The organism is Paeniglutamicibacter sp. GQ140 (assembly GCF_059759235.1).
This window is the reverse complement of sequence record NZ_JCAXDW010000006.1, coordinates 65,426-80,330: the sequence shown is the minus strand read 5'-3', so window position 1 is coordinate 80,330 and position 14,905 is coordinate 65,426. Positions and strand designations below refer to the sequence as shown.

The window sequence follows — 14,905 nt, the reverse complement described above, 5'->3', positions numbered from 1 at the left end:
GGTTATCCCCGCCAGATCCACCGAAAGGAATACCCAAATGCAAAGGTTCGAGGAAAAGACAGTCATCATCACCGGCGCAGGCTCGGGCCTGGGCCGGGCGGCCGCCATCCAGATCGCCAAGGAAAAGGGCAGGTTGGCCCTGGTCGACCTGAACGCCGCCGGACTGCAGGAAACCGAAAAGGAAATCCGCGCGGTTGCCCCGGACACGGAGATCCTCTCCCTGACGGCAAACGTCGCCAACGAACCCGAGGTCCAGGACTACGTCGCCGCAACACTGGCGCGCTTCGGCTCGATCGACGGCTTCTTCAACAACGCCGGCATCGAAGGCAAGCAGAACCCCACCGAGGACTTCGGCTCGGAGGAGTTCGGCAAGGTCGTGGGAATCAACCTCACCGGCGTCTTCTACGGGCTCAAGCACGTCCTGAAGGCCATGCGCGAACAGGGCTCCGGCGCAGTGGTGAACACCGCATCGGTCGGCGGCATCCGCGGCGTGGGCAACCAGTCCGGCTATGCCGCGGCCAAGCACGGCGTGGTGGGCCTGACCCGCAACTCCGCCATCGAATACGGCCAGCACGGCATCCAGATCAACGCCATCGCGCCGGGCGCCATCATGACCCCCATGGTCGAGGGGTCACTTAAGCAGATCGACCCCGAAAACTGGGAACAGGTCGGCCAGGCGTTCGTCGAGCCCAACCCGATGAAGCGCTTCGGCAAGCCCGAGGAGGTCGGCCAGCTGGTCGCCTTCCTGCTTTCCGGCGATGCCGGCTTCATCAACGCGGCCGTCATCCCGATCGACGGCGGCCAGTCCTACAAGTACTGAGTCCGGCGGCCGGGTCCGCCGGATGACGGCCCCGCGGTGGTTTCACCGCGGGGCCTTGCCTTGTCCGCGGTCCCACAACCCGTGCTCGAGCGCGAAGAGCGTGGCCGACACGCGATTTGATGCCCCGATCTTCAGGTAGATGTGTTCAACATGGTTGCGCGCGGTCTTCGGGGCGATGACCAGCGCCGCGGCAATCTGCCGGTTGTCCATGCCGCGGCAGAGCAGGCGCAACACCTCGATTTCCCGACCGGTCAGACCCTCCGGGCCGGCGGAGCGCCGCCGGCGTGCCAATGGCGTGCCGGCGGCGGCGAGCACCGCATCAACGGCCGACGCATCGAGCCTGCCTGCCGCGGCCTCGGAGCGGAGCCGCTCGCCTGCCGCCCGCGGGCCCAACGCCTCCCGGTGCGGCCGCGGCTCGAGGTAGGTCTGGTGGGCCTCGGCGGCGGCGAGCAGGCGCTGGGCCGGATCCAGCTCCGCCCCGGTTCTCCCCTGCGGGTAGCCCGAGCCGTCGAGCCGTTCCCGGTGGGCGCCGGCAACCTCGGCCACCCGGCGCATGCCGGGCACCCGCGCCAGGATCCGTTCGGTGAGGAACGGGTACATGGCCAGGTGCTCCAGGTCTACCGCCGAGAGCGGACCCGGTTTGTCCCACACCGCGTTGGACACCCCCATCCGGCCCAGGTCGTGGACCCAGCCGGCTCGGCGCAGCACCACGGTCTCCGCCGGGCCCAGGCCAAGGCGGCCGGCGGCCCCGGCGGCGAGCGTGGCCACCGCCCGCGAGTGCCCCGTCGTCCACGGGGATTTCAGGTCGGCAAAATCTCCCATGGCCTCCAGCACTGAATCGAGCCCGGCGACATCCAGCGGCGCATCGGCCGGGGCGGAGGCCAGCACGGCGGGCCAGGGATCGGAGAGCATCAGGCCCCGGGACAGTTCCGGGGCCCGTGCGCAAAAGAGATCGGCGATCTCCGGGTCGAACTGGGTGCCGCGGCGGGCGGCAACCATGGCCACCGCCGCATCGATGCCGCCGGTGCGCAGGAAGACCTCGGCCGCGTCGGCGAGCTGCGCGATGCGCATCTCCAGCGGGATCTGCGCCCCGGATCTCCCCGCGGGAAGGCCCAGGCCGTCCCAGCGCTCAAAGGTGTGCGCGAGGATCGAGGGCAGGTTCCCGTCCAGCCCCACCCGCGCCGCCAGCTGGCCGGCCGAGGTGCAGTGCGAGGCAATGAGGTCCCTGACCGCGGTCTTCGCCCCGATCGCGAACCGCGCACGATCCAATGCCCGCTGCGCGCCGGCATGTCGGGAACCGGTGTGGCGCAGCATCAGCGAGAGCATGGGCAGGCCGTGTGCATCGATGAGGTAGTAGTCGGAACGGAAGGCGATGTCGTCCTCGAAGAGCGCGGCAAGTTCGAAGGAATCCGCGTGGCAGCCGATCCAGGCCAAAAGGTTCGCGTGGTAGATGCGCTCGCGCGTGCTCTTGTCGACGCCGAGCAGTTCCGCGATCCGCAAGCCCAGCAGCGTCGCGCGCATCATGTGTTCCATGGGCTGGCCGAGCCCCAGGTCGATGGCCAGCGAGAGTGCGGCGAGCAGTTCGCTGCGGCGCGGGGCGCCCGCCCCGGCCCGCGGACCCGAACCCGCGGACCCCGGGCCCGCGGGAATCCGGTCGAAGGTGCCCGCTCCCGAGTTCGCCACGCCTTCATTCTACGGCGGCCCCCGTCCGCGGCGGAGGGTTCAGGACCTGCTGCCGTGCCCGGCCGCGGCCGCGAGGACCTCGGGCGCCGTGGAGGGGTATTCGATGCCCAGGTCGGCCACGAACACGCCGCGCTGCGGCAGCCAGAAGTCGGCCAGGTGCCCTTGCACCGGGAGCGCCTGCGGGGACCCCGCGTCCACCCCGTCAATGGTTGCCTCGGCCGAACGCACCATCCACACGCGTTGCGGGTGCGCCCTGAAGGACTGTCCGTTGGGGACCTTCCCGGCCAGCCGCATGGTCCCAGAACGCAACATCGGGCCCATCGCCCGGCCCATCGCCTCGAGCATGCGGTCGCTGCGCCATACGGCGGCGGGCATCTTCCTGGCCATGGCGCCCAATGCGGCCGTGGCCGGGGAGGTCTCCAGCCGAACCTGCCACGTCAGGGTCCCCGGGACCGTGACCACGAGGTCGAACGGGCCGCTGAAGGCACCGGTGACCGGCGCATAGGCGGCCTCGCTGAACGCCGCCCCGAAGTAGCGCGCGCAGCTGACCTCCGGCGGGACATCCGCGTAGACGCTCCAGCGCCCGTCGGGGCGGCGCAGCCACACCGCGTGGTATCCCGGACCGATGGAGCTGGCGGGGAACCGCCGGTAGGCCAGGTAGTGGCCGGTGCCAAAGGGCATGCCCATGAGCGCATAGCCGGAAAACCGTTCCGCGGTGCCCGGCGGCACTACGGCAGTGGCCTCCGAGATGCTGGCGCATTCCTGCGGTGTCTTCGTTCTCATGACCCACTCCCTTGCCTCATGAAACGAGCATAGGAGCGGTTTCGCCTTCGGGCATGGGGCCACTGCCCCATGTTTTGCGGGCGCTCAGCCTTCCTTGCGGCGAACCATCTCGTTGATCCAGGCCGGCGCGAAGGGCGAGGTGCAGTTCGGCGGCGTCGGGTAGTCCTTGAGCACCTCGAGGCGTTCGCCGATCTGAAGCGCCCGGGCACGGAGCACTGGATGCTCGATCCCGATCGTGGCCAGGGCCTGGTTCATGGCCCACTGCAGCCGTTCCGGGGCGTCCTTCATCTGCGCCTCGATGACATCCAGCAGCCCCGGCAGGTCAAGGCCCCCGGGCTTCTTCGCGATCCGCTCGCTGGTCAGCGCCCAGCCGGCGCTTGCCACCACGGGATCGGCGTCGGCCATCCAGGCCGTGCGCAGCTCCTCAGCGTGGGGGCTCTTCTTCACCACGTAGTTCACGAGCCAGTCGTGGACCTTCGGGGCGCCTGCCTCGCGCAGCATGGTGTCCAGCGTCTCGCGGCCGAAGGCCCTGGGCCGGCAGATGAGCAGCGCCAGCAGCCGCGCCGCCGTCTCATCCGTTGCCCAGAGTTCCACGGCCAGCTCCTGCTGGGTCTTCAGCCGCTTGGCCACGGCCCGCAGCTTGGACAGGTTCACCCCGTGGTCGTCGCCGCGCTTCTCGTTCACCGCGCGCATCTTCGGGTCCTCGAGCGCCGCCAGCTCGGCCAGCAGCCCGTCCACCGTCGTTTCCGACATCCCAACCTCCAGCTGTTCAAATGTGTGGCTTCCAGTCTACGAAAGTTGTTCCGCCCGCCGCGTCTGTGCCGGCCGTCCGAAACCCGGGCAGGCTTGCTCAGTTGCCGCCGGCGAGCCTCCGGGCCGCCGCCACGTAGCGGTCCGTGACCATCGCCTGGGCGGCCGCCGTCACCGGGGATCCCAGGCGGTAGATCCCCGGCGAGGGCCGGGAGACGGCTTTGAGCTCCAGGTACACCGCGCCGTCGGGCTCCAGCACCGCGGCGAAGGATTCCTCCCCCGTCTCCGGGTGCCCGGCCAGTGTGCCGTAGGCGAATCCGCGCCGGGTCCCGGACTCGATCAGCCGCACGACGCGGCAGGGAGCCTCGATGCGCACCGGCCCGAGGCCGACGCCGAGGCGGACGCGGCTGGCCGGCTGGACGGACGGGGTGTCGGCGCGCACGCGCAGCCCCGCGCCCTCGTGCAGCTTCCAGGACATGATCCCCGCGGCCAGCGCATCGAAGGCCGCCGCGCCCTGCCCCACGCGCTCGCGCACTTGAAGCGTCCGGTAGCCGGCGGGTGCCGGGACGGAGTCGGTGATGCCGGGATCCGGATAGCTCAGGTCATTGAGAACGCCGAGGCGGAAAAGCCTGCGGCGTGCCGCCAGTTCCGCCGGGCCATGCTTGGCCAGCGCCAGGCCCGCCATCCCGAGCGCCGCCTTTCCGCCGAGGCGGGCCGGCAGTTGCACCGGTCCCACGGACGGCCGCCGCAGCCCCAGCATCCGCAGGTGGTTTTCGGGCAGGGTGGCAACGACCGCGGCGAAGAGCAACTTGTAGCCGGGCAGCACGGCGGGATCCAGCGGCGGGCTCTTCAGGAAGGAGACGACCTGCTCGACCCTGGGCCCGCCGGCCAGTTCGCCGCGGTCCTCGTATCCGGCAATGGCCTCGCGCAGTTCGGCTTCGCTGCGCGGCGGGTTGGCCACGCCCATGAGTTCACCTGCCTTGGCCCACTCGCGTACATAGGAGTCGGCGCCCTGCGGGACGGGGCCGGAAAAGATCTCGTGGCTGCGCAGGAAGGCGTCGGCGAAGGCCAGGTGCACCCAGGCCGCAAGCCCCGGGTCGTTGGCCGCGTACTCGCGTTCCTCCCCGGTGCCGGCGGTGTACCTGCCGGTGACTGGTTCGTGGCGGCGGGCCACCCAGGCGCAGGCGGCATCGGCCGCAACGGTGTCGCCGTAGGTGAGGGTGAAGATCCACCGGATGGTGCCGGCAAGCCGGGCCAGCGGATCGCTTTGGTAGTTCGAGTGCTCGGCCACCCCTGCCAGCGCCCCCGGGTGGAGGGCCTGGGTGAGCAGTGCCCGGATTCCGGCGGCGATCGGGCTCATCCCGCCGTGCACCACCCAGACCGCGGAGTCGTGCGGGAAGTATCCCGCATCGTCCCCGCGGTCCAGCTCGCGTTCCCACACCGGATCGTAGTGTTCCTGGGCGGAGAAGGTCTGCTGCAGCTTGCGCCTCAGTGGTTCGAACAAGGCGGGAGCTAGCCGATCTGCAATTCGCCCATTTCGCCCCAGGAGTCGCCCTCGACCTTGCGCGAGACGATCTTCGGGGTGGCGACCAGGGCAGGGCGCATGGCTTCGAGTCCGGCCTTGAAGTGCGCGGAGTTCACATGGGTGCCGGCCGCCTCATCGTCCAGGAACGCCTCGACGAGGACGAACTCGCTGGAATCCTCGACGCTGCGGGACCAGTCGAACCAGAGGTTCCCGGGCTCCTTGCGGGTGGCTTCGGTGAACGGGGTCACCAAATCCATGAATTGGTCGGTGTAGTCGGGCTTGGTCTGGAATTTTACGACGATGAAGTACATGCTTCCGAGCCTACCCAACCGCCGGATTAGCCGCGACCGACCAGGCCCTTCCAGTTGAGAACCTCACGTTCCCCGCGCGGCAGCGAGGCGACGACCAGGTCGTAGGAATCCTCGATCATCGCCAGCATGGTTTCGGCATCCAGGCCCGGCACCACGGTGTTCCAGTGCTTTTTGTTCATGTGGTAACCGGGGGTGATCTGCTCGTTGGCTGCGCGCAGCTGCTCGGCGAGCGCCGGGTCGCACTTGAGGTTCAGGCTGGTCGTCCCGCCGCGGTGCATCAGCAGCCCGAACATCTTGGCACGGTTGCGGTCCCTGCCGGCGACCTTGAACACCGCTGCGTCCTCGCCGAAGGGGAAGTCCTCGAAGGCCCCGGGCATCGAGAGCAGCATCGAACGCCATGATTCGTATTCCACGCTGCCCATCCTAAGCCCGGCGGGCGGAAAAAATGGCCGGTCCCGCCCGCTGGGGGGTATGGCAAGACCGGCCGGTCCATGGGGGTTCGCGGCCGGCCACTCTCCCCCAAGTAGCGAGCGGCCGACCGCGAACGTCATTGTTTCCTGTGGTTAGTTCCCCTCGCCCTTGCGGCGGCGCGCCACTGCCACGAATGCCGCGCCGAGGAGCATGAGCAGGGCCCCGGATCCCAGGACCCACAGGGTGGAGTCGGGGGCGCCGGTGTCGGCCAGCGTCGCCACCGGCCTGCGCGGTGGCAGCACGGCTGCAGGCCGGACCGGGACGGGGGTCTGGATGACCTGCACCGGGTTCCGTGGCGAGGGGTTGGACTGCTTGACCAGTACCGGAGTCCGGTGCGTGGTCTTCGATTCCGGGACGTCCCCGCTGCCGGTGGCCACGTTCACCAGGACCGCGTCCCAGGCCCCGTCGTTCACGGTGACGGAGTAGGAAAGCGTCTTGGCCTCCCCGACGGCCAGGTCCCCGACGGTCCAGAGAAGCCGGCTGCCCTCGAGGGCGAACTCGCCGCCACTGGCCTTCAGGCTGCCTTCGTTCAGGGTTGCCGCCTGCTGCCAGCCGGCCATCTGGTCGGTGACCACAGCCCCGGTGTACACGAACTCGCCGGTGTTGCGCACCGTGAGGGTGTAGGTGATGGTGTCACCGGGCCAGACCACGGCGCCGCTGGCCGGATCGGCGGTCTTCACCAGCGAGTAGCTGCGCGGGTTCTTCACCGGTTCCACGCAGTCCCGGGAATGGCTGGTCTTGCCGTTGGCGCTCAGCGTGGCCTCGTTCAGGAAGCCGCCGTCGGCGTTCCCCTCCGCGGACGGGCAGCTGTCCGCGGCCGATCCGATCACGCCGTCCCGCAGGGTCGCGAGAACATGCACCCGGTAGGTGTGGGAGTCGCGGGCCTCCAGGGTGCGGTCCGCGGCGAGCACCGTGCCCGGTTCGCTGCCGGGGTCCGCCCAGCTGCCCCTCTCATCCGTGCCGTCCATGCTCCAATCGGCGCCGGTGGCGGTGAGCCCCTCGCCGAAGCGCAGCGTGTCGGTGAGGTCGTAGCGGGTTGCCACGTCCGAGGTGTTGTTCACGACGACCGTGTAGTTCACGTCCCAGCTGCCGTCCGCGTTTTCCACGGCGCTTTCGGCGGTCTTGACGACGTTGCTGCCCGGCACCGGGATGTCCAGGCATGCCTGCCCGGTGGCGGATTCGTTGCCGGAACCCACTTCGCCGGTGTTCAACAGGCCGTGCCCGCCCTCGCCGCAGGTGCGGTCCGCGTCGGTGATGGCGGAGGTGAGGCGGAGATTCAGCACCACCGTGAAGGTGTGGACTTCGCCGGCCTCCAGCACCTGGCCGGAGCCCACCACGTCATCTGCGGGGTCCGTGCCGTTCCAGCCCGCATTGACCGCCACGTCCTCGGACCCAACCGTGCGGTCGTTGACGAGCACGCCGTCCGCGAAGGCCGGGGTGTCGGAGAGCGAGTAGAACACGTCCTGCCCGTGCGTGCCCGGATTGCTGACGGTGAGCTTGTAGCTCGCGTCCCAGGTGCCGTCCCAGTTTCCGTCTGCGTCCTCATGCTGGATGAGGTCAACGGCCTGCTTGTCGAACGTCGGGGCGACCGGTGCGGCACAGGCCGCGACCTCGGTGTCCCGGCCGTTGGTGGTGAGGGTCGCAGTGTTCAGGAACCCTGTGCCGTCCTCGCCCTCGGCGAGCTCGCAGTCCCCTGCCGCGGACCCGATGACCCCGGTGGCCACGTTTGCGGTGGCGCTGACCAGGTAGGTGTGGGTCTCCTTCGCGTCGATCGGCGCGTTGGTGGCCAGGACCTCGGTGTGGTTCGTTGTCTCCAGGTCCCATGCATCGCCGTCACCGGCCTCCGGGCCGGTCCACGAGGCGTCGGCGACCTCGATGCCGCCGCCGAAGGACAGGGTGTCGCTCAGCGAGTAGCGGCCCTGGAATGCGTCGTTGTTGGTGACCTCCAGCTTGTAGGTGATCTCCCAGCTGCCGTCCGCATTCTGCCGGGTGCCGGTGACGGTCTTGGCGACCGTCGGGGCGCCGACCCTCACACAGACCTCGACCGATGCGCTTGCATCGTCGGTCGCAACGCTGGTTGCAGTGTTCTCATGTGTGGTGCAGGTGCCGTCCAGGGCATCCGGGTTCGGGTTGCGGTAGATCACCTGGTAGGTGAACTCGGTGGGCACCGAATCGGCGTTCCAGTCGGCGGTGCCCAGCTTCACGGGCTGCGGAACCGTTGCGGCCTTGTCGTCGAAGACCTCAAGGTCGGCATTCGCGGAACCCACATGCTCGTAGAGCACCTCGGCCGAGGCCGTGGCGGAGGCGTCCCCGCCCTGGACGGTTGCCCAGGTGGCGGTGACGGTGTGCTCGCCCGCATGGTCCCCGTTTTCCGGGGTCCCGGTGCAGGTGTATGCAAGGGTCACGGTGTTGGCCGTGCCGTTGGCGCCGGCGGGCACCAGGACCTGGAACCCGTCGGTGTCCGGGTCGGCGTCGGTGGCATCGATGGCACAGGTGACGCCGGCAATGTCGACCCCGCCGGTGAGCGTGGCGGTGATGTCGCCGCCGGCAAACTGGTTGGGGTTGCCCAGCGTGATCGTGCCGGCCACCTGGTGGTTTGAATCCACGTAGCCGTCGGGCGTCGCGGTGACCGTGTAGTCGAACGTCGCCGTTGAGTCCAGGCCGATGTCGGCCCCGGCGCGGTCAACGTCCTTGTCCAGCTTCCACAGGTATTCGCGGTCGAAGGTGGCTTCGGCGGGGTCGGAAACCTCCAGTCCGGCCTTGGCGCACACTTCCACGTCCGCCGAGGCGGTGTTGTCGGCCTCGTCGGTCCCCGTGGTTTCCCCCAGGACCGCGCTGTTGGTGTAGGTGGTGCATTCTCCGGCCTTGCCCGCCAGCTCCACCTGGTAGGTGAATTCCTGCGGCGGCTGGCCCGCGGATGCCGTTCCCAGCTCGTGGACCGCGCCGGGTACCGTCTTGTCGTCGCGCACCGTCACTTCCCCGTCGATGTCCTTGGCCCGGTCCCGGGTGAACAGGACGTCGGCGACGAACTCGGCGCTGCGGTCCTTGCCGTCCGCGCCGCTCCAGGTGACGAGGGCGGTGTTGGTGTGGCCTTCGTAGTCGTCCTCGGTAAGCGGCTCGGCCAGCACGCAGTCGTAGCCGACCGTGGCCTTGCCGCTGGTCACGACGCCGTCAACGACGGTTGCCGCCGGGACCACGACGTCCGTGCCCCCGCCGGCCACGGTGCAAGTGGCGCCGGGAACGGTGGTGACATCGGCGATGTCGACGCTCAGCTCGCCCTGCCGGTTCGGGTTGAACACGTCGATCGATCCGGACATCGTCCAGTCCTGGTCTTCGTGTCCCGCCTGCGTCGCGGTGACCCTGTAGTTGGCGGTCGCCTTGCCGTTTTCATCGACGGTGAACTTGGCCTGGTCCGCCGTCTTGTCGAGGTTCCAGTCGTAGTCGCGGGTGAATGCGGCTTCGACGGTCTTGACCACGGTCAGGCCCTTTTCAACGCACACCTCGATATCGGCGGATGATTCGTTGCCCGCGGGGTGGTTCGCGTCGCCGTCGATCACGGCGGTGTTGGTGAAGGTGGTGCACTTGCCTGCGGCAGCCTCCCAGTCGACGTCGTAACTGAAGGTCTTTGGCGACTCGTCCAACGTCACCGTCCCCAAAACATGCCCGTTCCCCGTGTACCTGTCATCGGTCACCGTGATGTGGGTGTCGGTTTCCGTGGCCATCTTGAAATCGGCGGCAACCGGGCCGCTCGAGGCACTGCGGCCTTCACCCCAGGTGGCCGTTGCGGTGTTCGTGATGGCGCCGGTGTAGTCGGACTCGTCCACTCCCGCCGCTACGTCACAACCGTAGCCGAGCTCCAACGTGTCCCCCGCGGCGATCTCTACGTCCTTGCCGTCCGCAATGGTGCACAGCACGCCGTCAAGGTCCAGGGTGTCCTCGACGTGGGCCGTGATGGAACCGAAGTCGTTGGGGTTGTGCACGGCGATGGTTCCACCGAGTTGCCAACCCGAATCCGTGTGCCCGATCTTGGTGGCGACCACCTTGTAGCCCGCCGTGACCTTTCCGTCACCCTCGACGTTGAAGGAAGCCTTGTCGGCGTCTTTCTCGATCTTCCAGTCGTAGTCGCGGTCAAAGCTCGCGGTGACGTCCTGGGTGACCTGCAGGTCCTGCTCAACACAGAGAGTGACCTTCCGGCTGGCCGAATCCAGGGTCGCCTGGTTCCAACCGTCTTCGGTGACAATCGCCGTATTCGTGTACTCCGCGCATGTTCCGGGGGTTCCCGTGTACGTCAGGTCGTAGGTGAACTCCGTCGGGTCCTTGTCCTCGTTCCATGCTGCCTTGCCCAACAGCTCCGGGTATTCCGTCTCGAAGACCTTGTCATCAAAGACCAAGACGTTTTTGTCGTACTCGGTGTCCAGCACGTACTCGACCTTGGCCGAGGCCGTGGCGGTCCGGTTGGTGCCGGTGGCGTCCTTCCACGTGGCATCAACGGTGTTGGTGCCCGTGTAGGTTGCGGGGACACCGGTGCATTCGTAGTCCAGGACCGCGCTGCCCGGGTTGCCGCCGGTGCCCGCGGGCACCCGGACCTGGAGGCCTGCCCTGTTCGGGTCGATGTCCGTGGCCCGGATCTCACAGCTCAACCCGGCGATGTCCACCGTGTCGGTGAGGGTTGCGGTGATCGCCCCGGCCTCGAATTGGTTGGGGTTCGTCAAAGTGATCTTGCCGTCCAAGGTTTCGCCAAAGTCCTCAAAGCCGTTTGGCACTGCCGTGACGGTGTAGTTGAAGACGGCCGGCCCCTCCGGTGCAACCGTCTGCTCCGTTCTGTCGACGTCCTTGGTGGCGTTCCACTTGTACAGGCGGTCGAAGGAAGCGTTGGCCGTCTTGGAAACCTGCAGCCCGGCCTGGTCGCAGACCGTGACTGTGGCTTCGGCAGACGGATTCGTCCCGTCGCCACCGAGTTCGACCCAGGCCTTGTTGGTGAATGGGGTGCATTCGCCAAGCGTTGCCGCATGGGTGATCTCGTCCTTGAACGTCTTGGACCAGGTGGCCCAGTCGCCGTTCGGGATGTCGGACCACGAAACCGTGCCCAGGTTCCTGGGCGTTGAATCCGGATCGATCAACTGGTCGAGGACCTCGACCGTTTCGTCCGTGGCTCCCTTGAGCGCGAAGGCGATGTCGACGGGTTGGCTGCTGGCCTGGCCACCGTTCCAGGTGATGGTTGCGGTGTTCTTTTGGCCGGTGTAGTTGGCCTCGGTCACTGAACCGGCATCGCAGTTGTAGGCGACCTTCTTCTTGCCATTGACCCAAACTTCTCCGGACACGGTGGCCTGCGGAACGAGGACCTGGACGCCGTCGGCATCCGGGTTGGTATCGGCCGCTTGATCCACGGTGCAGGCAACGTCCGCGAGCGTGGTGGTGTCCCCCACGGTGACCTCGACGTCGCCACCGAACGTGTTCGGGTTGGTCACGGTGATCTCGCCGTTCAGCGTCTTGGCATCATCCTTGTACCCCTTGCTGGTGGCGGTGATGTCGTAGTCGACCACGGCCGTGTGGTCGGCCCCGGTGTTGAGCGTGTCGGGACCGACCGCCGTCTTGGCAATGTCCCAGAGGTAGGTGCGGTCGTATCCCGCATCGACGGTCTTCTTGACACTGAGACCGGCCGGGCGGCACGCCTTGATGGTGGCTTTGTCCGAGACGGCGAAATCATGGGCGCCGGCAGCGGTTGCGGTGTTGGTGAACGGCATGCATTTGCCGGCAGAGGTTTCCGGAACTGTCCACTTGGCCGTGTAATCGCGGGTCTGTGCGCCCATCCCTTCGGTCCATGTGATGGTCCATGCCGGATCGAAGGCGTGGTGGTCATCCTTCACTGTCACCACGTTGTTCAGGGGCGTCTGCGTCCAGGTGCCCATGGTCACCTCGGCGGTCCCCGTGGATTCCGCTTGGGCTGTGGAGGCCTTCACGGCGTCCCACGTGGCCTTGGCGGTGTTGGTGCCCTCGTAGCTTGGGAGGGATTCGAAGGTACAACTGTAGGCGAACGCCTGAACCGAGTCCCTGGGGATGACTGCCTGGAACCCTTCGGTGTTCGGATCTGCGTCTCCTGCGGGATTCGGCCCCGCCGCACCGGTCACGGTGCATACGGCGCCGCCGCCGACATCCACGGTGTCGCTCAGGGTGGCGGTGATGTCCTGCCATTTGTTCGGGTTCCTCACCGTCATGTCTCCCGACATGGCCCAGGCACTGTCCGCCGGGTCCTTCGGCTTGACCGTTACCTTGTAGTCAACGAGGACGTCTCCGTTGGCATCGGTGGTGTACGGGCCGGCACCATTCACCGGAGTCTTGTCGATCTCCCACAGGTAGGAACGGTTGAAGCTCGCGACAACGTTCTTGGTGACGACCAGGTCCGCGCCGAGGCAGACATCGACGGTGGCGGTATCGCTTGCCGTTCCGCCGTCGCTCTCGGTGTATTTTGCCGTGTTGTCATGGGTCGTGCATTCGCCCGCAATGCCTGGCCAGGCAATGGCGTAGTCAAACGTCCTTGGCGCCTGCCCGGCCGCGACGACGTTGCCGCCGGGCAGCGTGGAGAGGTTGAACTTGCTGTCGGTGACGGTCACCGAGTCATCTGTCACCGTGGGCTGCACGCCCGCGAAGGTGAAGGCCTTGGTGGCGCCGGCGCTGCCATCGGTCCCGTAGTAGGAGGCTGCGTTCCAAGTCGCGGTGACGGTGTTGGTTCCCGTGGAGGCCTCGGTGGTTCCGGCCGGCATCTCGCAGGTGTAGTTGAACGTCGTGGTTCCGGCAGGGACGGAGACGGGGCCCGTTGCTGCAGTGCCCGCGGAGGTTTCGATGGCACAGACGGCCCCGGGGATGCTGGCGGCCAGCGTCACTCCACCGATGGCGCTGTCGTTTCCGTTCACCACTGTCATGACACCGTCAACGGCGAAGTTGCTGTCCTGCGGGGCGCTGGCATCGACCAGCACGCTGTAGTTGACGGCAACGTTACCGGTGGACGACTTGACGGTGGCGGGCTGGCCAGCGGCCAGGTTCTTCTCGATGCTCCAGTCGTAGTCGCGGTCGAACGTGGCCGCTGCGGTCGTGGTGACTTCGAGGTCCTTGTACGTCGTCTTGCCGTTGGTGAAGGTGCAAGTGACCTGGGCGTTGTCGGCCAGCATGAAAGACGCGTTGCGTGCCGAGGTGTCGATCGACGGTGTGACACCGGTACAGGCCAGGTTTGTGAGGTTCCATCCCGCCGGAAGTGCGTTCTCGGAAACCGTTACCCCGCCCGGCGCGACCGTGTAGGTCAGGCGGTCGGGAAGGTCCGCGCCTGTGTTGGAACCGGCGCTGTCATCCAACTGGAAATTCACGGAATCTTCCGTCGTGCCGGATCTCAGTGTGAAGTCGAAGTCGGTGCCGTCGGCCGGGGTGGCGTCCTTGATGATGGTCACGGAACCGGCCTGGACGTCGCTTGCCGAGACCTGGTTCGCACGGTTCCCCGCGGTCGCGCAATTCAACGACACCAAGGTCACGTGATATGAGGATCCGCTGATGGCGGAGGCTCCCGCGCCCGGCCCATGGTCCAGTTCGGAGGCTACATGGACACTGAAGTAAAGGGTGACAGAGGAGGCCGTCGCATCAAACGTGAGCTTGACGGTGTCCTCGCGGTCACTGCCCGATCCCTCGATCACCTCGGTCTTGGTGATCGTTCCGCCTCTCATTGAGTACTGGTCGATGAAGTCATAGGCCCATTTGCCGGCAGTGCGCACCCGGTAGTTGAAGACGAATTCGTTCTCGCCCGGCTGCATGTTGCCCATCTGCACACGTTGGTCAACATAGCCGCCCTCGTAGATGCCCGAGGAAAGGTTGCCGTTGGCGAAGGGCGCGTCGCCGGCCCGCTGCATAAACGAGTCGACTTTGCCCTTGCCGATATTCGTGTCGCAAACGCCTGCCACCGCCGCAACGACGGGCTCGTCCTTGGCCACGGCAGAATTCGGCTCACTTGCCGACGCTTCCGCTGGTTCCCCGGTGGTTTTCTCTTCGGACTTCGTAGGGGCTTCGGCACTCGGGGTCGCCGGCTTCCTTGAATCATTCGACTTGCTCGTCGACGGAGCTTCTGACGTGGGGGCCGCCGACTCCTGTGCCGCTTCAAGCTCTTCGTCCTCGGACGGTTCGGTGCCCTGGAGAGGTGCTTCGGCGGCCACTTCTTCCGGAGTTGCGGTCTTCGCCTTCGCCGTGTTCGATCCGGCGCTCGCTTCGCTGCCCTCAACAGCATCCAGCAGCGCCTGCTCCACACCGGTGTCTTTGTTGTCCGACGGTGATGCCGCGGCGGGATTGAATCCACCGCCGCTAAACATCATCGTCGCGACGAGCGCTGTCGTCGCGCTGGCAGCCACGCTTGAACGGACAATTCCGTTCCTCCAAATGGCTTCCAAAAAGGAGTTTCGGCGCGCAAAGCGACGACCTCTTAATTGATTCCGTGCAGCATTAACCCCAATTTTGCCGAACACTTTAGCTACCCCAATTACCCCAAGGGGGCACGGCAACCACGCAATAAGCGCTGTTTACGAATCG

9 protein-coding genes are annotated in these 14,905 nt (G+C 67.1%); 2 read left to right on the top strand and 7 right to left on the bottom strand.

Translation table 11 applies throughout. From position 1 onward, the window contains the following. Positions 1-37: 37 nt before the first annotated feature. On the top strand, positions 38-820 hold the full coding sequence (locus AC6CHY_RS10375; protein ID WP_217388838.1) for an SDR family oxidoreductase: 783 nt from the start codon (positions 38-40) through the stop codon (positions 818-820). A gap of 42 nt (positions 821-862) precedes the next feature. Here AC6CHY_RS10375 and AC6CHY_RS10370 read toward each other — a convergent pair whose 3' ends face one another. The 7 genes from AC6CHY_RS10370 to AC6CHY_RS10340 all read right to left on the bottom strand — a co-directional run bounded on the left by AC6CHY_RS10370 (position 863) and on the right by AC6CHY_RS10340 (position 14,316). Next, positions 863-2,503, bottom strand: a complete 1,641-nt coding sequence (locus AC6CHY_RS10370; protein ID WP_498226657.1) for an HD domain-containing phosphohydrolase — start codon at positions 2,501-2,503, stop codon at positions 863-865. Between the two features lie 39 nt (positions 2,504-2,542). After that, entirely contained in the window at positions 2,543-3,286 is a 744-nt protein-coding gene (locus AC6CHY_RS10365; protein ID WP_498226656.1) for a hypothetical protein, read from the bottom strand. An 84-nt stretch (positions 3,287-3,370) separates the two neighbouring features. Beyond that, positions 3,371-4,039 (bottom strand): DNA alkylation repair protein, encoded by a 669-nt coding sequence (locus tag AC6CHY_RS10360; protein WP_498226655.1) that lies wholly within the window; start codon positions 4,037-4,039, stop codon positions 3,371-3,373. A 97-nt stretch (positions 4,040-4,136) separates the two neighbouring features. After that, the gene (locus AC6CHY_RS10355) at positions 4,137-5,540 is read right to left on the bottom strand and encodes a DUF1990 family protein (RefSeq protein WP_498226654.1); all 1,404 of its coding nucleotides are present in this window, start codon (positions 5,538-5,540) and stop codon (positions 4,137-4,139) included. Positions 5,541-5,548: 8 nt separating this feature from the next. Beyond that, on the bottom strand, positions 5,549-5,872 hold the full coding sequence (locus tag AC6CHY_RS10350) for a putative quinol monooxygenase (RefSeq protein WP_498226653.1): 324 nt from the start codon (positions 5,870-5,872) through the stop codon (positions 5,549-5,551). A gap of 26 nt (positions 5,873-5,898) precedes the next feature. Continuing rightward, positions 5,899-6,294 carry an MmcQ/YjbR family DNA-binding protein gene (locus AC6CHY_RS10345; protein WP_498226652.1) on the bottom strand — a complete coding sequence of 132 codons (396 nt, stop codon included), beginning with the start codon at positions 6,292-6,294 and terminating at the stop codon, positions 5,899-5,901. A 141-nt stretch (positions 6,295-6,435) separates the two neighbouring features. Continuing rightward, positions 6,436-14,316: a DUF7927 domain-containing protein gene (locus tag AC6CHY_RS10340; protein WP_498226651.1), complete on the bottom strand. Its 7,881-nt coding sequence runs from the start codon at positions 14,314-14,316 to the stop codon at positions 6,436-6,438. Here AC6CHY_RS10340 and AC6CHY_RS10335 point away from each other — a divergent pair. Next, positions 14,309-14,806, top strand: coding sequence for a hypothetical protein (locus AC6CHY_RS10335; RefSeq protein WP_498226650.1), 498 nt, complete (start codon positions 14,309-14,311; stop codon positions 14,804-14,806). The two genes, AC6CHY_RS10340 and AC6CHY_RS10335, sit on opposite strands and share 8 nt — an antisense overlap. Positions 14,807-14,905: the final 99 nt, after the last annotated feature.

Bases quoted from the DNA above. Each gene is read 5' to 3' on its own strand.
- AC6CHY_RS10375 (WP_217388838.1), top strand. From the start codon at position 38: ATGCAAAGGTTCGAGGAAAAGACAGTCATCATCACCGGCGCAGGCTCG.
- AC6CHY_RS10365 (WP_498226656.1), bottom strand. From the start codon at position 3,286: ATGAGAACGAAGACACCGCAGGAATGCGCCAGCATCTCGGAGGCCACT.
- AC6CHY_RS10360 (WP_498226655.1), bottom strand. From the start codon at position 4,039: ATGTCGGAAACGACGGTGGACGGGCTGCTGGCCGAGCTGGCGGCGCTC.
- AC6CHY_RS10350 (WP_498226653.1), bottom strand. From the start codon at position 5,872: ATGTACTTCATCGTCGTAAAATTCCAGACCAAGCCCGACTACACCGAC.
- AC6CHY_RS10345 (WP_498226652.1), bottom strand. From the start codon at position 6,294: ATGGGCAGCGTGGAATACGAATCATGGCGTTCGATGCTGCTCTCGATG.